The organism is Streptomyces sp. NPDC054841 (genome assembly GCF_053611045.1).
In genome coordinates this window covers 1-24,161 of sequence record NZ_JBSGZO010000031.1, presented here as the reverse complement: position 1 = coordinate 24,161, position 24,161 = coordinate 1, and the positions used below count along the sequence as shown (strand labels likewise).

Here is a 24,161-nt window from a genome sequence, read left to right as displayed (position 1 = left end):
GGGGAGCGGTATGCGCGAATAACCTTGGCTATGCCATTCGCGAGATCAACGATGACGTCGTGGCTGAACGCCTTGACGAGATCGCAGATCTGCGGGGCTACCAGGTAGATCGCGATTGAGATTGCCGCAATGAGAAGGGTCGCGCCGAGTACTCGTATGGGGCTTGTCAAGGCGTAAACGAGTACTCGGCGCACCATCTCCCAGAAACTCACCCAGGGTGAATTATTCATCTCTGTGTGTCACCTCCCCTCGGGAGAAGCGATGGCTGGGCGGGGACGCGAAAGCCCGACCTTTGTCCCTTCACGTTCGGCAGTGGATGTCGAGGTCTTTCGCGTGGGGACGCGGGTCGGGCTATCTCTCGCGATGCGGAGAGTCGGGTGCCCACGAGGCACATTCGTCGCGTCTTCTCACACTGTCCCCGACATCGTTGTCATTCTTCAAGGAGAACGGGCTGAACAATTCCGCGCATTTTCCGCCGAAGGGGCGCGCCTGCCGGAGAACATCCAGATCGAGGCCTCGGTTGCGGCAAATACACAGAAGGTTCTTCTGCGGGCTCGACGGCGACCGGCGAACCGCTGGAAGGCCTTGGCGACATTCCTGACGAGGTCATGCCGAAGTTGCATGACCCATCTCGATCCCAATGGACACTTCCACGCACGCGGCGGCCAACGAGCTCCAGCATTCTGCATCGAGTGACTGTTGCTGCCGGGGCTCGTTGTCATCCATATGGCGGAGTTGGAGCCGAGTGCCCGGTGTTGGCAGTTGCATAGGTACGACGCGAGTCGCACGGCGGACGCCGTGGCCGCGTTGCTCGGGGGAGTCTTGCCGGACCGTGCCGCCCGGGCGGGCGTCCTGGATGAAAGGGACGGACACCGGTTCATGATCGGTCCGGATGGCCGGCCTGATCTGAGGGTGAACTGGTGCCTGGCCTCGGCGAAGTGGCGGACGATGGCTTGGCGCACGCAGCGGGACTACACGTACTCGCTGCTGGTGTGGCTGAACTACCTGCTCACGGCGGGCACGAACTGGTGGGATGCCGACGATGAGGCGGCGACGGAGTTCTTGTTCTGGCGGGTCACCGATCCCGCGAACGAGGAGCGGGTGGAGACCGGGACCTTCGCTCGGGACCTCGCCGGCCTGAAGAAGTTCTACAAGCTGGCCGCACGCTTCGGGGTGGCTGACCCGTTCGCCGACATGGAGCAACCCCGCATCGTTCGGCACGCGGACGTCAAATGGCTCGACCCCGGGGGATACAGGCGATGGTGTGACCTGGGGATCCGGGGATTTGACCTCAGAGGGCGCCCTGATCCGTGGTGGAAGGGCCGCAATGAACAGCGGGACCGAGCGTTCTGCGACGGCCTCTACGGGAACGGCCTGCGTGTCTCGGAGTGGGCCAGCGTGGTGCTGCCCGAGCTGCCCGCCTACGACCGGCGGAGGGGCTTCTACACCTGTGAGCTCGCCGATGCATGCGCGAAGGGTGGCTACGGGCACAAGTACTGGATGCCGCGGGCCGCTCTGCGCGGAGTGCTCGGCTATGTCGAAGGCGCCCGAGCGGCGGCGGTCCGCCGGGCCCAGGCCACCGGCCGTTACGAGCGGGTCGCGGACAAGCGCATCGTGCTGGCCACACACGGCACGCACTCGGTGACCATGACGTCGCCCGACGGCGGCTCCAGGCGAGAGCAGTGGAACGACGTCGGCCCGGAAATCCGGCTTCGCCTCTTCCGCCGGACCGACCAGGGCCTGGAACCGGTGGCCTTGTGGTTGAACGAGGACGGCCTGCCGCGCGATCCCGGAGGCTGGGAGCACACCTTTAACACAGCGAACGAGCGGATCGAGTCGCTGGGCCTGGAGAACTTCAGCTGCACCGCCCACATGCTGCGGCACAGCTTCGCACTGAGGTGGTACGCGATCGGCAAGATGATCAAGTACGCCCGGCTGGGCCACCTGACGGCGGACGAACAGCGCGACTTCCGCGAGGAGATCGGCAACACCTGGCACCTAGTCCAGACGATGCTGGGGCACCGCAGCGTCGAAACGACCAAAGAGGTCTACCTGGAGCCCTTCCGGACGCTGGAGGTGGAAACGCTGCTGGCACACGCCGACGGCTTCCCCGTCGAGGCCTTCATGGCCGATGTCTTCGCCGAACATCCGTGGGTCCGCACCGATCCACTGGTGGTGGCGCGATGAGCCGTGGGCGACGGGCCGCGCTGCCGGACGGGCCCAGGACGCGGCACGGATTGATGACCGCCGAGGACGGCCGCCCGATCGTCCGTTGCTACAGCCAGGACGGCGAGGAGCGCAGCGACTTGGACGTGTCGGTGCTGACCATGCCCGAGGCTCTCCGCGAGGCGATGATCGCAGCGCTGGTCGCTCGCACCGAGCCGGGAGCGGGCCTGACCTCCCACCACTCCTTCGAGAAGCCCTACAGGGCATTGGTGACCTTCGACGGTTACCTCGCGAGGCTGGCGACGGCCCCGCAGAGCCCGCCCGAGGTCGACCCCGATCACTTCGACGGGTTCCTTGAGCACCGCCGGGCGAAGGGCATCAAGTCGGTCCGTGGCGAGCTGGCGGAACTGCGGCTGCTGCTGCTTCGCACGAAGGGCATCAGTGACGCCCTCGCAGGCCGGCTTGCCGGGGTGATGCCTCCCCGGCCGGAGAGCGAGCCTGCCCACAGCTACAGCCGAGCAGAGCTCAAAAGGATCGCGGAGGCCGCCAGGAAGACCCTGCGTGCTGCGGACACGCGCATCCGCAGCAATCGCGAGTTGCTGGAGCAGTTCCGCGCAGGGGACCTCGACGTCAGCACCGATGTCCACTTGCGTCGCCGGCTGCAGATCCTTGACCACCTGGACCGCGTCGGAGACGTCCCCCGCCGCATGCGCAACACCGCAGGGAAGATGCAGTACGCCCCCGAGACCTGGGTGGCCTCGAAGGGCAAGCTCCGGGACGTCGTCGGATGGCTCAACCTCATGCCGGAGGAGATCGCGGCCGCCGCAGTCCTGCTCGGCGTCATGACGGGCCAGAACCCGGAGCCGATCTTGAAGATGACGGCAGCCCACCACCGGGCCGATGGCGGCACGGGGCAGGGCACGGCGATCGTCGGCCTGCGCAAGCCACGTCGTCAGAGCCGGGCCTTCATGGATCTTGCACTGTCGGAGGTCCCGGACTGGATCAGCATCCCGGAACAGCCCGACCAACTGTCCAGCCGGGACGTCCTGCACACGCCGTTCGGCCTCTACTTGCTGGTCCACGACTTGACCGCCAGGGCCCGGCACTTCGCCGGCGGGAACCGCCTTCTGGTCGCCTATATGTCCAGGGGCGGTGGCCGCAGCAGCAAGGGCCGCGGATGGCGCCCGATCCCCACGAACGGAGCGCTGGTCAGCAAGCTCGGCAGGTCCTGGGATCTTCGCTCGGACGATGTGGACGACGAAGGGCAGCCACTGCCCATGCAGCCGCTGCGGCTGGAGACGCTGCGGATGACCTACATCGAGCTCCACCAAAAGCCGGTTGCGCACACCGAGCGGACCGCGGCCACCCGCTACCTGCTTCGCAACCGCGGCAACATCAACGAATATCGCAAGGTCGTCGCCGAGACGCTGACCAGCGAGGTCGCCAAGGCACGAGTCCGCTCCAAGATCGCCACTATGACGGCTGAAGAGGTCGCCCACGCTCGGGACGACGTCGAAAAGGCTGCGGCCGAGATGGGCCTGGAGCCGGTTGTGCTCAAGCGGATGCTCGCCGGTGAACTGGACACGGTGCTGGCTGCCTGCACCGACAACAACAACGGTCCCTACACGCCGCCGGGGGAGCCCTGCCGGGCCTCGTTCCTGCTCTGCCTGGACTGTGAATGCGCCAGAGCCCTGCCCCGGCACCTCCCGTTGCAGGTGGTTGTCCACGACCGGCTCGCCGAGAGGCGCGACCAGATGGACACACTGCGGTGGGCCCAGCGGTTCGCTGGGCCACACGCCCAACTGGCCGACCTGCTGGACGAGCACGACGCCGCCGCCGTCGAGGATGCCCGCAAGGGTGCCGGGCCAGCCGAACACGCGCTCGCGGACCGCTTGCTGAACAGGGAGCTCGACATCCGATGACGTCCCCCGCCCCGATCACGCACGACGAGCCGGCCGAACTGCCTGAAGGACTCCCGGACGGCACCATCTGGCCTGGCCCGGACACGATCGTCCTGATGAGCCGCCAGATCAGGAGCGATGTCGACGCGTCCCGGCTGTCCCGCTTCGCCGACAATCGATGGGACCTGAACCCGGCGATCTTCGAGGACCACGCACGGTCCCAGACCATCAACTTCGAGGTGATCCCCGAGCCGTTACGGCTGGCCGCGAAGTTCTACCTCTGGCAGTTGATCAACCACCCCAAGGCCCGCACCATGCGTCACTCGGCGACGGGCCGGATGTCGGTTCACACGATCGAGGTGTTCTTCTACGGGGCCCTGCAGCATGTCCTGAAGTGGTTCGCCGGCCAGGGGATCACCGAGTTCTGCCAGGTCACCAACGAGATGCTCTGGAACTACCTGGACGCCCTCGACGACGACGAGGTCTCCACGCACAAGCGCTACCGCCGCATCACCGAAGTCCGACGGCTCTGGATCCACCGCAGCATCCTGCCGTTCTACCTGCGGCTTCCCGAGGCGCCCCCCTGGGACGGCGAGGACACGCAAGACCTGCTTGAACGCCCCCGGGGTGACGGAGAGAACCGCACGAAGAGGATCAGCGAGCACACCATGCAGGCCCTCCTGCGATGGGCGGTCCGCTTCGTCGAGGACTTCGGCGAGGACATCCTGGCGGCCTGGGACGAACACCGGACTCTGTTGGCCCGGCGCCCGGAACACACCCGCGGGAAACGACGCCGCCGGCAATCGGGCGAACTGCAGGCCGACGTCATCGCCTACCTCGACAAGCTCCGCACACAGGGGGAGAGCCTGCCCGGCACACGCCGGGACGACGGAACCCTGGAGCCGGCCTGGCGTCACATCGGCGCGCTGCTGAACTGCGCGGCCTCATACCAATTCACCACCTCCGGCCGCCTGATCAAGGAATCGGGGCTGCCGATTGGGGACGGGATCCAGCTAGATTCTCCGATCACCGCCGAGCTGGACGGACAGCCTTGGCATCCCCGGATCATGTTCGCTCAGGCCCCGCAGATGGCCCGGCTGCTGAGCACGGCCTGCTTCGTTATCGTCGCCTATCTCTCCGGGGCCCGGGTCGGGGAGGTCCTCAACCTGCGGCGCGGCTGCGTCAACTTGGACAAGGACACGGGCCTGTGGTTGATGGAAGGGCTCTACTTCAAGGGCGCTGAGGACGAGGACGGCAACAAGATCCCGGAAGGCACCGTCCGGGAGGAACCCTGGGTGGTCATCGAGCTCGTCGCGCACGCCGCCGCTGTCCTGGAACGGCTACATGAGAGCCATCTGCTCTTTCCGAACCGGCTTAAGCCGATCAAGATCGCCCCCGGCAAGGAGCCCAAGCGCCGCGGTGAAGCCCGCGCAGACCGCATCATCGCCGACGACCTGGCGAAGTTCACCGCCTGGGTGAATGAGCGCTGCCAGCAGATGGGCCGCAAAGACCACATCCCCGCAGACGCCGCCGGAGCGATCGCACCCAGCCGCTTCCGGCGGACGCTGGCCTGGTTCATCCGGCGCAAGCCCCGCGGCCTGATCGCCGCATCGATTCAGTACGGGCATACGTACACCCGGATGCTTCAGGGATACGCGGGGTCCTACGAGGCCGGATTCCTGGACGACTACGCATTCGAGGACTGGCTCTTCCGCATGGAAGGCATTGCCGAGGACGAACGACGACTCCTTGCAGGTGAGCACGTCAGCGGACCTGCAGCCGACGCCTACCGATACCGCGTCCAAGCGGCCAACCGCGAGTTCGCCGGCCGTGTCCTGAACAGTGAACGGCATGCCCGTGACATGCTCGGCAACCCGCTCCTGCAGATCCACCACGGCGAGGGCATGACCTGCGTCCTCAACCCGGCCGTCGCGGCCTGCCAGCTCAGAGGCTCGGCGGACGATCCCATGGTCACCCCCGACACCGACGACTGCCGGCCCCGCTGCCAGTGCCTCGCCCGCACCGACCGCGACACCGCGGTCATCCAAGAACGGGTGGACGATCTCGTCGAGATCGTCGAGGACCCAATCGCCCCACGCATTCGTCACGCGCGCGAGCGACACGAACTCGACCGGCTCCGCGTGATCATCGAAGAGCACCAGCGCGGAGCCCAGCCATGACCGTCCTTCCCCTCGACGGCGAGACCGACCCCGTCCGCCGCGACATCATCGCCGCCATCAACCGCCTTCTCGCCGGCACCCCACATCGCTCCAACGGGCGCCTGAACGTCACCCAGCTCGCAGTCGAGGCCGACGTCAAGCGCTGGCACCTCACCCACCAGCACACCGACCTCAAGGACCTGTTCCGGGTCGAGGTCGCACACGCCGAGGCCAAGCGGACAACGGCAGCGCGGTCCGCCGACGACTACGAGGAACTTAAGCGGCGGCACGCTGAGCTCCGTCAGTACTGCCGCCACCTTGAGGGCCGACTGGAGATCTACGCGACGGCTCTCAACGAGCTTGCGCTGGAGCACGCGGCGCTCTCAGGACGGGATGCCGATGCCGCGAAGATCAGGACGCTCCCACGACGCCGTCAGTCCTTGCCCTGAGCAGGGACACAGAGGGACACACTCTCGGCATATCGGACTCGCTGCGGCTCTTACCCTCGCTTCCAGGAGCCTGCCGCGAAGGGAGAATCGAACAGGCGGTCCCATGTGGGTGGCGCCTACGTTCAGGCCGCTGCCGATCGCGGGAGAGGCAACCGCACCGTTATGCCTTAGGGAACGCGGAAAGCTGGCCGTCAAAGTCTGGCCCCTGCCGCATCTGGCGTGAACGCTGTCCTGCTTTTGGGGGAGCTCGATACTCTGGAGCAGTGAAGGCGCGATCGAACGATGAGACGAACCAGGCGAAGGCCATCGCCGGGTCAGTTCGTCGCGCCTCGAAGTCGATGGTCTGGCACACAACCAAGACCGGCAAGACCAACATGGCGCTGCTGACCGAAGCTGGCCGACGGAACCGAAAGGCCAGCGTCAAGGGCGCGAAGCTGGCTAATGCCAGCGTCGCCAAGGGAGTGGTTGGCGCTCGGGTGACGGTGAAGAAGGTTCTGAAGAAGCCAGCGGCCAAGAGGCCCAGGCCATCGCTGATCGAACAGGTCAAGGCGCCCATGACGTCGGCGGAGGCTCGCAAGCTCACTAAGGCGCTTCATGCACCCGACCGTCCGACCCGGAAGCTGCCTCCTCGCCCGTGACCTCTGTCGTCTGGAAGATCGCGAACAAGCAACGTGACGCCAAGGCGCTGGAGGCGTTCACATGCGCGCTGAAGCGGCCTCCGAAGAACCGGGCCTATTCCTGGGAACTGGAAGTCCAGAAGTACTTCCACAAGGAGGTCTGGGCCGACACGAACGAGTCCAGCCACCTTGGCCAGCGCTTCCGGATCGCGGAAGAAGCCGAGGGAATCGCTGCCGCCTACACGCATGCACGGCTCGCTGACCAGCCTCCTGAGTTCGTCCCACCGGACGGGGAACCGAGCAGGCTCCTCGTCATGCTCGGCATCGCGGTCCGTCATCGCCACAAGGGCGGCAAGTTCGCTGACGAAGTGCTGACTGACGCGCTCCACGACGTCCTGGACTCTGAACCGGAAAGCGCGACGATCAACGTCTTCGCCAAAGTTCACATGCACAACACCCCAAGCCAGAACATGCTGACACGGGGAGAGTTTCGCCAGCACATCCGTGCGACACCCACCCGTCTTGGCTGGTGGATTCTGACTCTGGAGCGCTGAAGTACTGCTCGCGGGGCCAGCTGGCATCGCAACACATCTGTTGCGTCACTTGCGGCCAGGATGCCTACGTTGACCTGGGCACACGCTGCCTGGATAGTTCACGACGTCCCCAAGTGCACTGGCGGAAGAACCCACGGCGTCGACGGCGCCGCGCATCGAGGAGCTCTGGCCGCCGGTGGAGCGACCGTCGCGGTGCTGGCCTGCGGAGTCGACGTCGCCTATCCCCGTGCCCACGCCGAGTTGATCGGCCGCATCGTGGAACAGGGGCTGGTGATCGGAGAGTTGCCGCCCGGCGCTCATCCGACGCGCAGCAGATTCGTCCTGCGGAACCGTGTGATCGCCGCCCTCACCCGCGGCACGGTCGTCGTCGAAGCCGAGTACCGGAGCGGTTCCCTGGTCACCGCGCGCAGTGCAGTGCGTCTCGGCCGCTTCACCATGGGCGTTCCCGGCCCGGTGACCAGCGGACTCTCGGCCGGCGTGCATGAACTGCTGCGCGGAGAGGGTGTGCTGGTCACCGACGCCGACGAAGTGGCCGAGCTCGTGGGTGACATCGGCGACCTCTCCCCGGCGCGCCACGGCCCGGTGCTTCCCCGGGACCTCCTAGGACCCGCGTGCACCCGGATCCTGGAATGTCTCCCCGCCCAGGGCGTGCTCGGCAAGGGGGACATCGCCCGAAGGGCGGGGACGACTGCTGACGAGGCGCTCGCCAGGCTGTACGAACTGCACTCACTGGGCTTCGTCGAACGACACGGTGACGGCTGGCAGTTGGCGCCACCCGCGATACAGGGGTCGAACGCACGGCGAGGCGGTGCTTGACCTGGCGCAATCGGGTGAAAAGGTGACACCGATGACCCTCGCCGCTCACTCGGTGACACCGGGAGGACCGACGCGTACGGCGTCGGCCCGCGTTCGAAGGTGTGGCCGACGGTACCTACCCGCATGTGCGCGATACGCCGCTGTTCGCGCACCGCAATACTCCAGTCACGCTACGCTCACCAGGTTCCCCACCCAGCCATCCGACGAGACACCCGTCCCTTCACACCCCACAGCAGAACGGCTCAAGGCAACGCATGCCCCAGCACACGTCCGGGTCTGACCGCGCGGCAGTGCCACCCGCTGCCCGTGGCACCGTGCGGCCGCCCGCGCCCTCGTCGCTCGAAGAGTTGTGGCGGTCGTACAAGGCCACGGGTGACGGACGGTTGCGGGAGCAGCTGATCCTGCACTACTCGCCGCTGGTGAAGTACGTCGCGGGCCGGGTGAGCGTCGGTCTGCCGTCCAACGTCGAGCAGGCGGACTTCGTCTCCTCCGGGGTCTTCGGCCTCATCGACGCCATCGAGAAGTTCGACATCGAGCGGTCCATCAAGTTCGAGACCTATGCGATCACCCGCATCCGGGGTGCCATGATCGACGAACTGCGGGCCCTGGACTGGATCCCCCGCTCCGTGCGCCAGAAGGCGCGCGCCGTCGAGCGCGCCTACGCCACACTGGAGGCCCAGCTGCGGCGCACCCCCTCCGAGGGCGAGGTCGCCTCGGAAATGGGCATCTCGCTCGAGGAACTGCACTCCGTTTTCAGCCAGTTGTCCCTGGCGAACGTCGTGGCCCTGGAAGAGCTGCTGCACGTAGGCGGCGAGGGCGGCGACCGGCTCAGCCTGATGGACACGCTGGAGGACACCGCCGCCGACAACCCCGTCGAGGTCGCCGAGGACCGGGAGCTGCGCCGTCTCCTCGCCCGCGCCATCAACACGCTCCCCGACCGCGAGAAGACGGTCGTCACGCTCTACTACTACGAGGGCCTCACCCTCGCCGAGATCGGCAACGTCCTCGGCGTCACCGAGAGCAGAGTCAGCCAGATCCACACCAAGTCGGTGCTGCAGCTCAGGGCAAAGCTGGCAGACGTCGGCAGGTGACACGTGGCGGTCCGGCCGAATCGTCCCTGCCCCGTCCTCATCGACGGCCACGGCCTTAAAGTGGACCCGTGCCCAGGATTCGAGCGGCCTCCGTGGCCGAGCACCGGACCATGCAGCGCGGCGCCCTGCTGGATGCCGCGCGTTCCCTGCTGTCCGAAGGCGGTACGGAAGCGCTGACCTTCCCCGCCCTCGCCGAGCGCACGGGCCTCGCCCGGTCCTCCGTGTACGAGTACTTCCGCTCCCGCGCCGCTGTTGTCGAGGAGCTCTGCGCCGTCGACTTCCCGGTCTGGGCCGCCGAGGTCGAAGCCGCCATGGAGCAGGCGGGGACGCCCGAAGGCAAGGTCGAGGCGTATGTACGGCAGCAGCTCGAACTGGTCGGTGACCGACGGCACCGCGCCGTGGTCGCGATCTCCGCGAGCGAGCTGGACGCCGGGGCCCGGGAGAAGATCCGCGCCGCGCACGGCGGCCTCGTCGCGATGATCGTTGAGGCCCTCGGGGAGCTGGGCCACCAGCAGCCCCGGCTGGCCGCGATGCTCCTCCAGGGAGTCGTGGACGCGGCGGTCCGCCGCATCGAGCTCGGCGCGGCCGAGACCCCGGCCGTGATCGCCGAGGCCGCGGTGTCGATGGCGCTCCGGGGCGTCCGCGGGGACTGAGCTCACCGGCGGCCGAACCCATGCCGCCGGGGCCCGGGCAGGCCCGCACCGTGCCCCGGCGCGGCGCCCGGAAGGGAAGGCTCCCCGCGCCTGTCGCCCCGTATGCGTCGCCCCGCAGGCGCCGGTCCTGTCGGTTCCGTAGGTCCTGTCGGTCCTGTCGGTCCCGTCGGCACCTGCGCCGCAGCGCGCTGTACGACCAGACCGCCGCCGCGGCCAGGGCCAGCGCCTGGAAACAGTCCGCGCCTGCCCGCGACGTGCCGTCCGCCGTCGCGACCGCAGGCCGTGGTTCCGGGGTCCGCTTCGACGCCGGGGACGCCCGCCCCGAGGGCGGGACCGGGACGCCGAAGACAGGGAGCAGCCGGGACGGGCCGCGCCGGAGGGCCGACGGGGGCAGCAGCGACAGCGGGTCGAGGTACTCCTCACCGCGGCGCAGGCCCCAGTGCAGACACCCCTGCGGGCAGTGGGAGGGGCCTTCCGTCAGGACGGCGACCACTTGACCTGCGGTCACCTCGGTGCCCGGGCGGACCATGGGCCGGACCGGCTCGTACGTGGTGCGCAGGGGAGGCTCGCCGGTGCCCGTCAACGTGATCGACAGGACCCCACGCCCCGCCACCGGCCCCGCGAAAGACACCCGGCCCGGAGCCGCAGCCCGGATCTCCGTACCCGGCGGCGCCACCAGATCCACCCCGCGGTGGCCCCGCCCGTACGGAGTGGCCGGCGGCTCCCAGCCCCGCGCCACCGCAGGGCGCGGCGGGCCCACCGGCCAGACCCCTGCCCATGCCACCCCTCCGGGGAGCAACACCAGCAGCGACGCCGCCAGCGCGATCGTCACGACTCGTACGCGATTCATGGCGCAGACCGTCCCGCATCCCGCCCCGACCGCGCTGATCATGGTCCGGATCTGTGGACAACCGGCCGGTTGTGGACAGCGCCGTCACCCGGCACCGCGCCGGTCCCGTACACTTCTTCTGGCGATCCGGGTCACCGGGTCGACTTCGCACGCCCCGCCACCACCCTCATCCTCGGTCGGTGGCCGCGCTCCTCGGTCCCTCGTGGCACGGCGCGTCGGGGCGTCAGGACATAACCGAGAAACTCAAGGAGATACGGCCATGGCCGTCGTCACGATGCGGGAGCTGCTGGAGAGCGGCGTCCACTTCGGTCACCAGACCCGTCGCTGGAACCCGAAGATGAAGCGCTTCATCTTCACCGAGCGCAACGGCATCTACATCATCGACCTGCTCCAGTCGCTGTCGTACATCGACCGCGCCTACGAGTTCGTCAAGGAGACCGTCGCGCACGGCGGCTCCATCATGTTCGTCGGCACCAAGAAGCAGGCGCAGGAGGCCATCGCCGAGCAGGCGACCCGCGTCGGCATGCCCTACGTCAACCAGCGCTGGCTCGGCGGCATGCTCACCAACTTCTCCACCGTCTACAAGCGCCTTCAGCGTCTGAAGGAGCTCGAGGCGATCGACTTCGAGGACGTGGCCGCCTCCGGCCTCACCAAGAAGGAGCTCCTGGTCCTCTCCCGCGAGAAGGCCAAGCTGGAGAAGACCCTCGGTGGTATCCGCGAGATGCAGAAGGTGCCGAGCGCCGTCTGGATCGTCGACACCAAGAAGGAGCACATCGCCGTCGGTGAGGCGCGCAAGCTCCACATCCCGGTCGTCGCGATCCTCGACACCAACTGCGACCCCGACGAGGTCGACTACAAGATCCCGGGCAACGACGACGCGATCCGCTCCGTCACGCTGCTCACCCGTGTGATCGCCGACGCCGTCGCCGAGGGCCTCATCGCCCGCTCCGGCGTCGCCACCGGTGACTCGAAGCCGGGCGACAAGGCCGCGGGCGAGCCGCTGGCCGAGTGGGAGCGCGACCTGCTCGAGGGCGAGAAGAAGGCCGACGAGACCCCGGCCGCCGAGGCCGAGAAGCCGGCTGAGGCCGCTGCCGAGGCCCCGGCCGAGGCTGCTGCCGAGGCTCCGGCCGCGGACGCCGAGCAGGCCTGACACCACAGGTTCGGATGCTGACGGCGGGGGCCCATGAAGCCCCCGCCGTTGACCCGTAGATCGTTCGACTCTTCGACTTCAGAGAGATTCACAGACATGGCGAACTACACCGCCGCTGACGTTAAGAAGCTCCGCGAGCTCACCGGCGCGGGCATGATGGACTGCAAGAAGGCGCTCGACGAGGCCGACGGCAACGTCGACAAGGCCGTCGAGGCGCTGCGCATCAAGGGCCAGAAGGGCGTCGCCAAGCGCGAGGGCCGTTCTGCCGAGAACGGTGCCGTCGTCTCCCTGATCGCCGACGACAACACCTCCGGTGTCATCCTCGAGCTGAAGTGCGAGACGGACTTCGTCGCCAAGGGCGAGAAGTTCCAGGCCGTTGCCAACGCGCTCGCCGCCCACGTCGCCGCGACGAACCCGGCCGACATCGAGGCGCTGCTCGCCTCCGAGATCGAGGCCGGCAAGACCGTCCAGGCGTACGTCGACGAGGCCAACGCCAACCTCGGCGAGAAGATCGTCCTGGACCGCTTCGCGCAGTTCTCCGGTGCTTACGTCACGGCGTACATGCACCGCACCATGCCCGACCTGCCCCCGCAGATCGGTGTTCTCGTCGAGCTCGACAAGCCGGTCGCGGAGATCGCCAAGGGCGTCGCGCAGCACATCGCCGCCTTCGCGCCGAAGTACCTCTCCCGCGAGGACGTCCCGGCCGAGGTCGTCGAGTCCGAGCGTCGTGTCGCCGAGGAGACCACGCGCGCCGAGGGCAAGCCCGAGGCCGCGCTCCCGAAGATCGTCGAGGGCCGCGTCAACGGCTTCTTCAAGGAGGCCACCCTCCTCGGTCAGCCGTACGCGCTCGACAACAAGAAGTCCGTCCAGCAGATCCTGGACGAGGCCGGTGTCAGCCTGAAGCGCTTCTCGCGCATCAAGGTCGGCATCTGAGCCGGTACGCGATCGACACGGGAGCCCGCTAGGGTTTCTCAGCAGTCGTCGGCCGCGTAGACGCCGGACGACCGCAGATCTGACGAGGAGGCCATTGCCGCAGGGACACGAGCACCCACCGGCAATGGCCTTCTTCGTATGTGCACGAGGAGATCTCCATGAAAAAGGGCGCGGACGCCAATCTGGGCGCCGACGACAAAAGCGACCACACCGGCAAGAAAGCCGGCCGCTTCATGCTGAAGCTGTCCGGAGAGGCGTTCTCCGGCGGCACCGGCTTGGGCGTCGACCCCGACGTCGTACACGCCATCGCACGGGAGATCGCCGCGGTCGTCCGTGACGGCGCAGAGATCGCGATCGTCATCGGCGGTGGCAACTTCTTCCGCGGCGCCGAGCTCCAGGTGCGCGGCATGGACCGGGCCCGCTCCGACTACATGGGCATGCTCGGCACGGTCATGAACTGCCTCGCGCTCCAGGACTTCCTGGAGAAGGAGGGCATCGACTCCCGCGTCCAGACCGCCATCACCATGGGGCAGGTCGCGGAGCCGTACATTCCGCTGCGTGCCGTGCGCCATCTGGAGAAGGGCCGCGTCGTCATCTTCGGTGCCGGTATGGGCATGCCCTACTTCTCCACCGACACCACCGCGGCCCAGCGCGCCCTGGAGATCGACGCCGAGGCCCTGCTCATGGGCAAGAACGGTGTCGACGGGGTCTACGACTCCGACCCGAAGGCCAATCCGGACGCCGTGAAGTTCGATGCGCTGGAGTACGGCGAGGTGCTCACCCGCAACCTCAAGGTCGCCGACGCCACCGCCATCACCCTTTGCCGCGACAACGATCTGCCCATCCTCGTCTTCGAACTGCTTGCCCCGGGCAATATCGCGCGGGCGGTCCGGGGTGAGAAGATCGGCACGCTCGTGAGCGACCAGGGCACCCGGGTCTGACCCGGGGCACCGCCCCGTGAGGGGATGGACAAAGCCCTGCCGGTCGGACACCGTGCAGGGGAAGACGCGCCGCCAAGTTTCGCCGGGCTCGTACTCGTAACGCGGACAAGTCGCGCGTACACGCCGGGCCTACTCAAGACACGCAGGAGCAAGTGGTGATCGAAGAGACCCTCCTCGAGGCCGAGGAGAAGATGGAGAAGGCCGTCGTGGTCGCCAAGGAGGACTTCGCCGCGATCCGCACCGGGCGTGCGCACCCGGCGATGTTCAACAAGATCGTGGCCGACTACTACGGTGCACTGACGCCGATCAACCAGCTGGCCTCGTTCTCGGTGCCCGAGCCGCGGATGGCCGTGGTGACCCCGTTCGACAAGAGCGCGCTGCGCAACATCGAGCAGGCGATCCGGGACTCGGACCTGGGTGTCAACCCGAGCAACGACGGCAACATCATCCGGGTGGTGTTCCCCGAGCTGACCGAGGAGCGCCGCAAGGAGTACATCAAGGTCGCCAAGGGCAAGGGCGAGGACGCCAAGATCTCGATCCGCTCCGTGCGCCGCAAGGCCAAGGAAGCCATCGACAAGCTGATCAAGGACGGCGAGGTCGGCGAGGACGAGGGCCGCCGTGCGGAGAAGGAGCTCGACGACACCACCGCGAAGTACGTCGCGCAGGTGGACGAGCTGCTGAAGCACAAGGAAGCCGAGCTGCTCGAGGTCTGATGAACGACTCTTCCTGGGGGGCCCCGACGAGCGCCGGCTACTGGGGCCCGCCCGACCAGGGGGCTGCCCCGGCGGGTCCCGCATACGATGAGCATGTCGCCCAGCAGACTCGGCCCATGCCTATCGTGCCCGGCGATCCCGACGCAGGTAGAGACGCAGAAGACCGCGATGACCGGGACCGGGGGGCCGCTCCGCTGAGTGGCCCCCCGTTCCGCGACGAGATGCCGCAGGAGCCCATGTCCACCCCTCCGCCGCCTGCGGCTTCCCAGCCCTCGCAGCCGCCGCCGAAGAAGCGTGCAGGCCGCGATCTGCGTGCCGCCATAGGGGTCGGCGTGGGGCTCGGCGCGGTGATCATCACATCGCTGTTCATCGTCAAGGCCGTGTTCGTCGGCGTGATCGCCGTCGCAGTCGTCGTCGGCCTGTGGGAGCTCACCTCCCGCCTCCAGGAGCGCAAGGGGATCAAGGCGCCCCTGGTGCCGCTCGCGGTGGGCGGGGCGGCGATGGTCGTGGCCGGCTATGTGCGGGGCGCGGAGGGTGCGTGGGTCGCCATGGCGCTCACCGCACTGGCCGTGCTGGTCTGGCGGATGACCGAACCTCCCGAGGGCTATCTCAAGGACGTCACGGCGGGCGTTTTCGCCGCGTTCTACGTGCCGTTCCTCGCCACGTTCGTCGCGATGATGCTCACCGCCGGCGACGGGCCGCAGCGGGTCTTCACCTTCCTGCTGCTGACCGTGGTCAGCGACACCGGCGCGTACGCGATCGGCTGGCGCTTCGGTAAGCACAAGCTCGCGCCGCGCATCAGCCCCGGGAAGACCCGTGAGGGCCTGATCGGAGCGGTGACGTTCGGCATGGCGGCGGGCGCGGTCTGCATGCCGCTCCTCATCGACGGCGGCACCTGGTGGCAGGGCGTGCTGCTCGGCCTCGCGGTCGCGGCCAGTGCCACCCTGGGCGACCTGGGCGAGTCGATGATCAAGCGGGACCTCGGCATCAAGGACATGGGCACGTTGCTGCCCGGCCACGGCGGCATCATGGACCGGCTGGATTCTCTGCTGCCGACCGCGCCGGTGGTCTGGCTGCTGTTTGTCGTGTTCGTAGGGACCGGCTGACGAGCCGTCCGGCGTGCTGGTGCCATGCGGAACCAGGCTGAGCTGGGCTTTTCTGGTCGAGGGGCTCGTTGTCCACAGGACGCGAGCCCCTCTCCGTATCTCTGCGATCTGCTTCCGGCGGGCCTTCTCCTCCATGTGCGTCCCGTCGTCCGGCGGGATCGACACGCGGGATCGACACGAAGGACGCCCGAGTCGCCTTCCCGAAATGGGCGGAAGAACGTCCCGCGGCGCGATCAGCCCACGCCGTACTCGTGTGATCGCCCGCCCTGCCATTCCACCCAGTGCGGATCGTCCAGCAGCTCCCAGGCGTCCGGCAGGCCTGCGCGTCGCAGGAACTCGACCAGGTCGGCGTCGCTGCGGGCCAGGCCTGCGAGCTGGGCGCGGATCTCCACCCGGCGGCCGCCGGTGCCGGCTGCGCGATGCACGACGATCGGTGCGGTGCCCATGTCTCCAGGCTGCGCCGGTTCGCGGTTCACAGCACACCGAGGTCGGTGTCGGGCCGGCAGTACGGGCAGGCTGCGATGCCGTCTTCAGTGATCGCGCGGAGGGCCTGCTCGCGTGCCAGCGGCTTCGTGTGGTTACCGGCCATGCCGCAGTGGCTCGTGTGGACGGCGTCGGGGGAGGGCTTGCCGCCTGACCGTCGCATCGCGAGTTTCCACCCAGGTTGAGGCGGCGGCAGCGTCCGCGCCGCGCGTGCGGCTGCTACTTCCTGCCGCTCCAGATCCGCGATGGTCTCGTCAGTACGGCGCAGCTGCCAGACCAGCCACTCGCGGACACTGCGCAGGCGCTCCAGGCGGGACACTTTCTCGGACACAAGTTCGATTCTAGATCCAGGTGTGGCTCTGGTGACAGCGCCCTGCCTGAGCGAGGGAGGGTGCTGTCGTCCACGAGGCCACAGGGTGCGGCAGCCGGGCGTACCTGTGTCCCCTCGTTGCCGCGCCGGCCAGCGAGAATGCCTACCGCGCGGGGCCGCCTGCGGGCCGTCCGAAGGTGCCCCGCACTGACCGGCGACGACCGGCGACGCCCACCCAGGGCGACAAGGCCCGCAGGGCACCGGATTCCGTCTGCGACACTGGATGAACCATGCCCAAGCCCGGAGAACTCACTTTCGTCGCCCCCCGCGGAGCCAAGAAGCCCCCGCGGCACCTTGCCGACCTCACGCCCGCCGAGCGCAAGGAGGCCGTCGCCGCGATCGGCGAGAAGCCGTTCCGCGCCAAGCAGTTGTCGCAGCACTACTTCGCGAGGTACGCCCACGACCCCGCCCAGTGGACCGACATCCCCGCCGCCGCGCGCGAGCGGCTCGCCTCGGAGCTGCTGCCCGATCTGATGTCCGTCGTCCGGCACATCTCCTGTGACGACGACACGACCCGTAAGACGCTGTGGCGGCTGCATGACGGGACGCTCGTCGAGTCGGTCCTGATGCGCTACCCGGACCGGGTCACGATGTGCATCTCCTCGCAGGCCGGGTGCGGTATGAACTGCCCGTTCTGCGCCACCGGCCAGGCCGGGCTCGACCGCAATCTGTCCACCGCGGAGATCGTCCACCAGATCGTCGACGGCATGCGGGCCCTGCGCGACGGAGAGGTGCCGGGAGGACCGGCCCGCCTCAGCAACATCGTGTTCATGGGGATGGGCGAGCCGCTCGCCAACTACAAGCGGGTCGTCGGAGCCATCCGCCGCCTCACCGACCCCGAGCCGGACGGCCTCGGTATCTCACAGCGAGGGATCACCGTCTCCACCGTCGGCCTGGTCCCGGCGATGCAGCGGTTCGCCGACGAGGGCTTCAAATGCCGTCTCGCCGTCTCGCTGCACGCGCCGGACGACGAGCTGCGCGACACCCTCGTCCCGGTCAACACGCGCTGGAAGGTGCGGGAGGTGCTGGACGCCGCCTGGGAGTACGCGGAGAAGTCCGGTCGCCGTATCTCCATCGAGTACGCCCTGATCCGTGACATCAACGACCAGGCGTGGCGTGGTGACCTGCTCGGCAGGCTGCTCAAGGGCAAGCGGGTGCATGTCAATCTCATCCCGCTCAACCCGACGCCGGGGTCGAAGTGGACGGCCTCCCGCCCCGAGGACGAGAAGGCGTTCGTCGAGGCGATCGCCGCCCATGGGGTGCCCGTGACCGTCCGTGACACCCGGGGCCAGGAGATCGACGGGGCGTGCGGGCAGCTCGCCGCCTCCGAGCGCTAGCAGCCCACCGGAAGGGGCCGGGTATCAGGAAGGGCCCCGGTGTCCGGAAAGGCCCGTGCATCCGGAACGGCCCAGGTATCCGCAAGGCCCATGGAAAATGGGCGCATGTAATCTGGGCTCGAGCATTTGCATATTCCGACAGGGGAGCGCCACAGCGCTGAGAGTGCGGTGTCCGTCAGACCGCAGACCCTCTGAACCTCGCCCGGGTCATTCCGGGTAGGAAGTTCGGACGAGACTCAAGCTGTTGCGCCCTGCCCGGCTCCTGATCCAGGAATCAGAGGACCGGGCAGGGCCGCGTCTCTTCCTGGTCAAACCCAGGAGGAATCTCAGTGAGCACCACCAAGAAGGTCACGGTCATCGCGCTGGCCGCGGCCCTGGGCGTCAGCACGCTCGCGGCCTGCGGAGGAAAGTCCAAGGACACGTCCGCCGGCTCGGGATCCGGCAGCGGCTCCAAGACCGTGACGCTCGTCAGCCACGACTCCTTCACCGCCTCCCCCGCGGTGCTCAAGGAGTTCACCCAGCAGACCGGCTACACGGTCAAGGTGCTGAAGAGCGGTGACGCCGTCGAGGCGCTCAACAAGGAGATCCTCACCAAGGGCTCTCCGCAGGGCGACGTGTTCTTCGGCGTCGACAACACCACGCTGTCCCGGGCCCTCGACAACGACCTCTTCACACCGTACGAGGCCAAGGGCCTGGACCGGATACCCGAGGCCGTGCAGCTCGACAGGGACGAGCACCGGGTCACTCCCATCGACACCGGCGACATCTGCGTCAACTACGACAAGAAGTACTTCGCCGACAAGAAGCTCGCGCCGCCGCAGACCCTCGACGACCTGGCGAAGCCCGCCTACAAGAACCTCCTCGTCGTCGAGAACGCCGAGCGCTCCTCGCCCGGTCTCGGCTTCCTCCTCGGCACCGCCGCCGTGTACGGGGACAAGGGCTGGCAGGACTACTGGAAGAAGCTGAAGGCGAACGGCGTGAAGGTCGTCGACAGCTGGGAACTCGCCTACAACCAGGAGTTCTCCGGCTCCGCCGGCGGCAAGGCGGCCAAGGGCGACCGGCCGCTCGTCGTCTCGTACGCCTCCAGCCCGCCGGTCGAGGTGCTCTTCGCCAAGCCGCAGCCCAAGGAGGCGCCGACCGGAGTCTCCACCGGCACCTGCTTCCGCCAGACAGAGGCCGCCGGCCTTCTCAAGGGCGCGAAGAACGAGGCCGGGGGCAAGGCCCTGCTGGACTTCCTCATCAGCAAGAAGTTCCAGGAGGACATGCCGCTCAACATGTTCGTGAACCCGGTGACCGAAGACGCCAAGCTGCCGCCGCTGTTCACCGAGTTCGGTGAGGCGATCGCCAAGCCGCAGACCATGGCGCCGGAGAAGATCGCCGACAACCGTGACCAGTGGATCCAGTCGTGGTCCTCGCTCGTCCTGAAGTAGGCGAACCACAGCGCGGGAAGGTACCCCCGCGCGGGAACGCATCCCCGCGCGGGAGTGCGTCACTGCGCGGGAACGCGACGCGGCTCGCCCTGATGGCCGTGCCCGTCGCGTTCTTCGCCGTCTTCTTCGCCTACCCCGTGACCGCGATCGTCGGCCGCGGGCTCCAGGTGCGGGGCGTCTGGCAGTTCGGCCGTATCGGCGACGTGCTCGGCCGGCCGGACATTCTCGAAGTCCTCTGGTTCACCACGTGGCAGGCGCTCGCCTCCACCGGGCTCACGCTGCTGATCGCGCTCCCCGGCGCGTATGTATTCGCCCGCTTCGACTTCCCCGGGAAGCAACTGCTCCGCGCGGTCGTCACCGTGCCGTTCGTCCTGCCGACCGTCGTCGTCGGCACCGCGTTCCTGGCCCTGCTCGGCCGCGGCGGGCTGCTCGACGAACGGTGGGGCGTACGCCTCGACACGACCGTCTGGGCGATCCTCCTCGCCCATGTCTTCTTCAACTACGCCGTCGTCGTACGGACCGTGGGCGGTCTGTGGTCACAGCTCGACCCGCGCCAGGAGGAGGCGGCACGGGTCCTCGGAGCAAGCCGCCTCGCAGCCTGGCGGCGCGTCACCCTCCCCGCGCTGACCCCGGCCGTCGCCGCCGCTGCGCTGATGGTCTTCCTCTTCACCTTCACCTCCTTCGGTGTCGTGCAGATCCTCGGCGGACCGGCGTACTCCACACTCGAAGTGGAGATCTACCGGCAGACGGCGCAGGTCCTGGACCTGTCGACGGCCGCCGTGCTGACCCTGGTGCAGTTCGCGGCGGTCGGCGCGATCCTCGCCGTGCACGCCTGGACGGTACGGCGGCGGGAGACGGCGCTGCGGCTCGTCGATCCGGCACGCACGGCGCACCGGCCGCGCGGCACGGGTCAGTGGGCGCTGCTCGCCGGAGTCCTGGTGACGGTCGCTCTGCTGATCATCGCGCCGCTGGGCGTGCTGGTCGAGCGCTCGTTCGACGGGCCCGGCGGATACGGCTTCGACTTCTACCAGGCACTACGGTCCGCGGAGGCGAGCGGCGGCACCTTCCTCGTACCGCCGCTGGAGGCCGTGTGGAACTCCCTCCAGTACGCGCTCGCCGCCACCGCCATCGCCCTGCTGATCGGCGGTCTCGCGGCCGCGGCACTCACCCGGAAGGCGGGCCGGCTGGTCCGGGGCTTCGACACGCTGCTCATGCTGCCCCTCGGGATCTCCGCCGTCACCGTCGGCTTCGGCTTCCTGATCACCCTCGACGAGCCACCGCTCGACCTGCGCACCACGTGGATCCTGGTACCGCTGGCCCAGGCCCTGGTGGGTGTGCCGTTCGTGGTGCGGACCATGCTGCCGGTGCTGCGGGCCGTCGATGTGCGGCTGCGTGAAGCGGCGGCCGTCCTCGGCGCCTCGCCGCTGCGAGCCTGGCGCGAGGTCGATCTGCCGATGGTGCGCCGGGCTCTGCTCGTCGCCGCGGGCTTCGCCTTCGCCGTCTCGCTCGGTGAGTTCGGCGCGACGGTCTTCATCGCCCGGCCCGACAACCCGACGCTGCCGGTCGCCGTGGCCCGGCTCCTCGGCCGCCCGGGCGAACTCAACTACGGGCAGGCGATGGCTCTTTCGACCATCCTCATGCTGGTCTGCGCCGCGGCGCTGCTGCTGCTCGACCGGCTCCGTCCCGACCGTTCCTCGGAGGAGTTCTGATGCTGGCACTCGAGGAGGCGACCGTACGCTTCGGGCGGCGGGCAGCGCTCGACGCGGTGGACCTGGAGGTCGCCGACCACGAGATCGTGTGCGTCCTGGGCCCCAGCGGCAGTGGCAAGTCCACCCTGCTGCGGGCCGTCGCCGGACTGCAGCCCCTGGACGGCGGCCGCATCCTGCTCGGCGGCTCCGACCAGGCCGGGGTGCCGGTGCACCGGCGCGGAGTCGGCCTGATGTTCCAGGACCATCAGCTCTTCCCGCAGCGCGACGTCGGCGGCAATGTCGCGTTCGGCCTGCGCATGCACGGCGTGTCCAGGGACGAACAACGCCGCCGCGTGGCGGAGTTGCTCGAACTCGTCGGGCTCCCGGGAGCCGGAGAACGTGCCGTCGCCGCGCTCTCCGGCGGTGAGCAGCAGCGCGTCGCCCTCGCCCGGGCACTCGCGCCACGGCCCAGGCTGCTGATGCTCGACGAGCCGCTCGGCCAGCTCGACCGTACCCTCCGGGAACGGCTCGTCGTCGAACTCCGAGGGCTCTTCGGTCAGCTGGGTACGACCGTGCTCGCCGTCACCCATGACCAGGGCGAGGCCTTCGCGCTCGCCGACCGGGTCGTCGTCATGCGGGACGGGCGCATCGCCCGGAGCGGCACACCGCGTGAGGTGTGGCAGCGTCCCGCCTCCGAGTTCGTCGCCCGCTTCCTCGGCTTCGACAACGTGGTGCCCGCGACGGTGTCCGGCGAGGCCGCCGACACGGTGTGGGGCAGGATCCCCGTCCCCGCCGGCTCCGCGCAGGGCGCTTGCCGGCTGCTGGTCCGTCCTGCTGCGGTACGGCTCGGGGCGGCGGACGACGGGCTGCGCTGCGTGGTCGAGTCGCTCACCTTCCGGGGGCATCACGTGGCGGTACGGCTGCGGCCCTCCGACGGCCCGCCCCTGGAGGCGGAGTGCGGCCTGAAGGACGCGCCCGAGGTGGGCACGACGGTCGGTGTCGCCTTCGCCGCGGAGGATGTGGTGGTCCTCGACCCGGTCGATGGTGCCGCCGAGTGACCCGGTGTACCCGTCCTCGGACTCCCGCTGAGCCCTGCGGCGTGTGGGACCCCGGACGGGCTTGACGGGTCGCCGCCGCTGCTCAGTCGGCCGGCGTGTCCGTCCGTCTCACACGCCGGACAGGTTCGGGAGTTGCTCCGGACGACGGGGCTCCGCAGGCTCCGGAACTGCATCGGCGCCGTGTCCCTCCGGTTCGCCGAACCACGCCACCGCCACCGCGCCCGACACGGCGAGGACGAACCCGACGATCGCCGCCCACGCGAACCCGGGACGCGAGGCGTCTCCCAGCCACAGCACACCGATCATGCCCGGCAGCACGGTCTCGCCGACCACCAGCGCCGCCGTGGCGCCGTTGACGGAGCCGATCTGCAGGGCGACCGTGTGCAGATACATCCCGCCGATACCGGCGACGAGGATCGCGTAGAGCGCGGGGTCGGACAGCAGGGCGCCCGGATCGAACGGATCGATGCCGTTCAGTACGCGCACCCCGACGCCCAGCGCGCCGAACCCGAGCCCGGACAGCAGACCGGCCAGGATCGCCGCGCGCGACCCCAGAAGGCGTACGACGACAGTGCCGCCCACCATCAGCAGCAGGGAAATCGCCAGCAGCCACCAGTGCGTGGCGATCGGCGTGTGCCCGCTGCCCTCGGGGCCCGCCGCCGTCGCCAGCAGCACCAGGGCGGAGCAGACCACGGCGATCGACGTCCACTCCGCGCGGTTCAGCCGGATCCCGAGCAGCTTGACGCTCAGCACCGCCGTGATCACCAGGTTGGCGCTGATCACCGTCTGCGACAGGAACAGCGGCAGCAGCCGCGCCGCCAGCGCGCCCAGCCCGAACCCGACGAAGTCGAGGATCGTGCCGACGATGAACTCCCAGGTCATCGCCGCCTTGGCGGTCGAGGAAAGACTCGGCCCGCCGTGTTGTGTGACACCGGCGGTGGCCTCCCGGCGGGCGGACTTGCGCGATCCCACGGCCTGCAGGACCGAGCCTGTGCCGTAACAGATCGACGCCGCCACCGCGGTCAGCAGTCCTATGAGCACCGAAAGCTCCGTTCACGTATGGGTCGGTGTGGGTCGGTCCCGTTCGTTCCGACTGCCAGACGCGAGTTTCGGTGCGGAAGTTGCTTTTCCCTCGTGGACGACCTCGCGGACGACGACGTGGACGACCGCGCGGATGACCGCGCGGACGACCACGTGTACGACCTCTCGGACGCCCGCCGCTCAGACAGCCGGCCGTGCGGCCTCCGTCAGGCGTGCCAGCGCCTCCGGCACCTCGTCCACCGACTCCACCAGGGCGATCCGGGACTCCATGGACCGGTCCGCGGCCAGCGACTGCAGAAGCGGCCAGGCCGGAAGCTTCTCCGTCCAGTGGGACCGGTTCACCAGGACCATGGGGGTGGGTTCGCCGCGGGACTCGTAGTAGTTCGGGGTCGTGTTGTCGAAGATCTCCTGGACCGTGCCGGCCGCGCCGGGGAGGAAGACGACGCCCGCGTTGCAGCGGGCGAGGAGACCGTCCTCGCGGATGGCGTTGGCGAAGTACTTGGCGATGTGGCCGGCGAAGGGGTTCGGCGGCTCATGGCCGTAGAACCAGGTCGGGATGCCGACCGAGTCGCCGCCGTGCGGCCAGCGCGAACGGACCTCGAAGGCCACGGAGGCCCAGTCGCTGACCGACGGGGTGAACGACGGGGCCTTGGCG

Annotated in this window: 21 protein-coding genes and 2 pseudogenes; 18 read left to right on the top strand and 5 right to left on the bottom strand. The window is 68.6% G+C overall.

The features are described from left to right. The first annotated feature begins 879 nt into the window (after positions 1-879). The 9 genes and pseudogenes from ACWGI8_RS07205 to ACWGI8_RS07165 all read left to right on the top strand — a co-directional run bounded on the left by ACWGI8_RS07205 (position 880) and on the right by ACWGI8_RS07165 (position 10,406). A complete protein-coding gene (locus ACWGI8_RS07205) occupies positions 880-2,187 on the top strand; it encodes a site-specific integrase (RefSeq protein ID WP_453659115.1) in 1,308 nt (435 codons plus the stop codon). Then, complete coding sequence (locus ACWGI8_RS07200; protein WP_453659114.1) at positions 2,184-4,088, top strand: hypothetical protein; 1,905 nt, start codon at positions 2,184-2,186, stop codon at positions 4,086-4,088. The genes ACWGI8_RS07205 and ACWGI8_RS07200 overlap by 4 nt, the downstream gene beginning before the upstream one ends. Further along, the gene (locus ACWGI8_RS07195) at positions 4,085-6,247 is read left to right on the top strand and encodes a hypothetical protein (protein WP_453659113.1); all 2,163 of its coding nucleotides are present in this window, start codon (positions 4,085-4,087) and stop codon (positions 6,245-6,247) included. Before ACWGI8_RS07200 ends, ACWGI8_RS07195 begins: the two co-directional genes overlap by 4 nt. Next, positions 6,244-6,675, top strand: coding sequence for a hypothetical protein (locus tag ACWGI8_RS07190; RefSeq protein WP_453659112.1), 432 nt, complete (start codon positions 6,244-6,246; stop codon positions 6,673-6,675). The genes ACWGI8_RS07195 and ACWGI8_RS07190 overlap by 4 nt, the downstream gene beginning before the upstream one ends. Positions 6,676-6,938: 263 nt before the next feature. Next, the gene (locus ACWGI8_RS07185) at positions 6,939-7,313 is read left to right on the top strand and encodes a hypothetical protein (protein ID WP_453659111.1); all 375 of its coding nucleotides are present in this window, start codon (positions 6,939-6,941) and stop codon (positions 7,311-7,313) included. After that, entirely contained in the window at positions 7,310-7,846 is a 537-nt protein-coding gene (locus ACWGI8_RS07180; RefSeq protein WP_453659110.1) for a hypothetical protein, read from the top strand. The genes ACWGI8_RS07185 and ACWGI8_RS07180 overlap by 4 nt, the downstream gene beginning before the upstream one ends. A gap of 36 nt (positions 7,847-7,882) precedes the next feature. Continuing rightward, positions 7,883-8,662: pseudogene (locus tag ACWGI8_RS07175) on the top strand (DNA-processing protein DprA); the annotation flags it as partial. A 254-nt stretch (positions 8,663-8,916) separates the two neighbouring features. Then, positions 8,917-9,753 (top strand): RNA polymerase sigma factor WhiG, encoded by an 837-nt coding sequence (gene whiG / locus ACWGI8_RS07170; RefSeq protein ID WP_453659109.1) that lies wholly within the window; start codon positions 8,917-8,919, stop codon positions 9,751-9,753. A gap of 92 nt (positions 9,754-9,845) precedes the next feature. Beyond that, entirely contained in the window at positions 9,846-10,406 is a 561-nt protein-coding gene (locus ACWGI8_RS07165) for a TetR/AcrR family transcriptional regulator (RefSeq protein WP_453659131.1), read from the top strand. A 463-nt stretch (positions 10,407-10,869) separates the two neighbouring features. Here the strand turns inward: ACWGI8_RS07165 and ACWGI8_RS07160 are convergent. Then, positions 10,870-11,256: pseudogene (locus tag ACWGI8_RS07160) on the bottom strand (peptidoglycan DD-metalloendopeptidase family protein); the annotation flags it as partial. 259 nt (positions 11,257-11,515) lie between these two features. Between ACWGI8_RS07160 and rpsB the strand changes: the two are divergent. The 5 genes from rpsB (at position 11,516) to ACWGI8_RS07135 (ending at position 16,099) form a co-directional block, all read left to right on the top strand. Continuing rightward, on the top strand, positions 11,516-12,406 hold the full coding sequence (gene rpsB, locus ACWGI8_RS07155; RefSeq protein ID WP_451080820.1) for a 30S ribosomal protein S2: 891 nt from the start codon (positions 11,516-11,518) through the stop codon (positions 12,404-12,406). Between the two features lie 96 nt (positions 12,407-12,502). Beyond that, positions 12,503-13,339, top strand: a complete 837-nt coding sequence (tsf, locus tag ACWGI8_RS07150; protein ID WP_453659108.1) for a translation elongation factor Ts — start codon at positions 12,503-12,505, stop codon at positions 13,337-13,339. A gap of 158 nt (positions 13,340-13,497) precedes the next feature. Next, positions 13,498-14,280: a UMP kinase gene (pyrH, locus tag ACWGI8_RS07145; RefSeq protein WP_453659107.1), complete on the top strand. Its 783-nt coding sequence runs from the start codon at positions 13,498-13,500 to the stop codon at positions 14,278-14,280. Between the two features lie 155 nt (positions 14,281-14,435). Continuing rightward, entirely contained in the window at positions 14,436-14,993 is a 558-nt protein-coding gene (gene frr, locus ACWGI8_RS07140) for a ribosome recycling factor (protein WP_453659106.1), read from the top strand. Further along, complete coding sequence (locus tag ACWGI8_RS07135; protein ID WP_453659105.1) at positions 14,993-16,099, top strand: phosphatidate cytidylyltransferase; 1,107 nt, start codon at positions 14,993-14,995, stop codon at positions 16,097-16,099. Before frr ends, ACWGI8_RS07135 begins: the two co-directional genes overlap by 1 nt. Before the next feature lie 233 nt (positions 16,100-16,332). Here ACWGI8_RS07135 and ACWGI8_RS07130 read toward each other — a convergent pair whose 3' ends face one another. Then, on the bottom strand, positions 16,333-16,545 hold the full coding sequence (locus ACWGI8_RS07130; protein ID WP_453659104.1) for a hypothetical protein: 213 nt from the start codon (positions 16,543-16,545) through the stop codon (positions 16,333-16,335). A gap of 26 nt (positions 16,546-16,571) precedes the next feature. Continuing rightward, complete coding sequence (locus ACWGI8_RS07125; protein ID WP_453659103.1) at positions 16,572-16,913, bottom strand: DUF6233 domain-containing protein; 342 nt, start codon at positions 16,911-16,913, stop codon at positions 16,572-16,574. A gap of 269 nt (positions 16,914-17,182) precedes the next feature. Here ACWGI8_RS07125 and rlmN point away from each other — a divergent pair, with 269 nt between their 5' ends. The 4 genes from rlmN to ACWGI8_RS07105 all read left to right on the top strand — a co-directional run bounded on the left by rlmN (position 17,183) and on the right by ACWGI8_RS07105 (position 22,465). Then, entirely contained in the window at positions 17,183-18,289 is a 1,107-nt protein-coding gene (gene rlmN / locus ACWGI8_RS07120) for a 23S rRNA (adenine(2503)-C(2))-methyltransferase RlmN (protein ID WP_453659102.1), read from the top strand. A gap of 329 nt (positions 18,290-18,618) precedes the next feature. Next, on the top strand, positions 18,619-19,719 hold the full coding sequence (locus ACWGI8_RS07115) for a thiamine ABC transporter substrate-binding protein (protein ID WP_453659101.1): 1,101 nt from the start codon (positions 18,619-18,621) through the stop codon (positions 19,717-19,719). Between the two features lie 92 nt (positions 19,720-19,811). After that, positions 19,812-21,428: an ABC transporter permease gene (locus tag ACWGI8_RS07110; RefSeq protein ID WP_453659100.1), complete on the top strand. Its 1,617-nt coding sequence runs from the start codon at positions 19,812-19,814 to the stop codon at positions 21,426-21,428. Then, the gene (locus ACWGI8_RS07105; RefSeq protein ID WP_453659099.1) at positions 21,428-22,465 is read left to right on the top strand and encodes an ABC transporter ATP-binding protein; all 1,038 of its coding nucleotides are present in this window, start codon (positions 21,428-21,430) and stop codon (positions 22,463-22,465) included. Before ACWGI8_RS07110 ends, ACWGI8_RS07105 begins: the two co-directional genes overlap by 1 nt. 108 nt (positions 22,466-22,573) lie before the next feature. On the opposite strand, the gene ACWGI8_RS07100 is transcribed toward ACWGI8_RS07105, so the two are convergent. Continuing rightward, complete coding sequence (locus tag ACWGI8_RS07100; protein ID WP_453659098.1) at positions 22,574-23,506, bottom strand: hypothetical protein; 933 nt, start codon at positions 23,504-23,506, stop codon at positions 22,574-22,576. A gap of 180 nt (positions 23,507-23,686) precedes the next feature. After that, a partial coding sequence (locus ACWGI8_RS07095; protein WP_453659097.1) for an LOG family protein occupies positions 23,687-24,161 on the bottom strand: 475 nt, incomplete at its 5' end.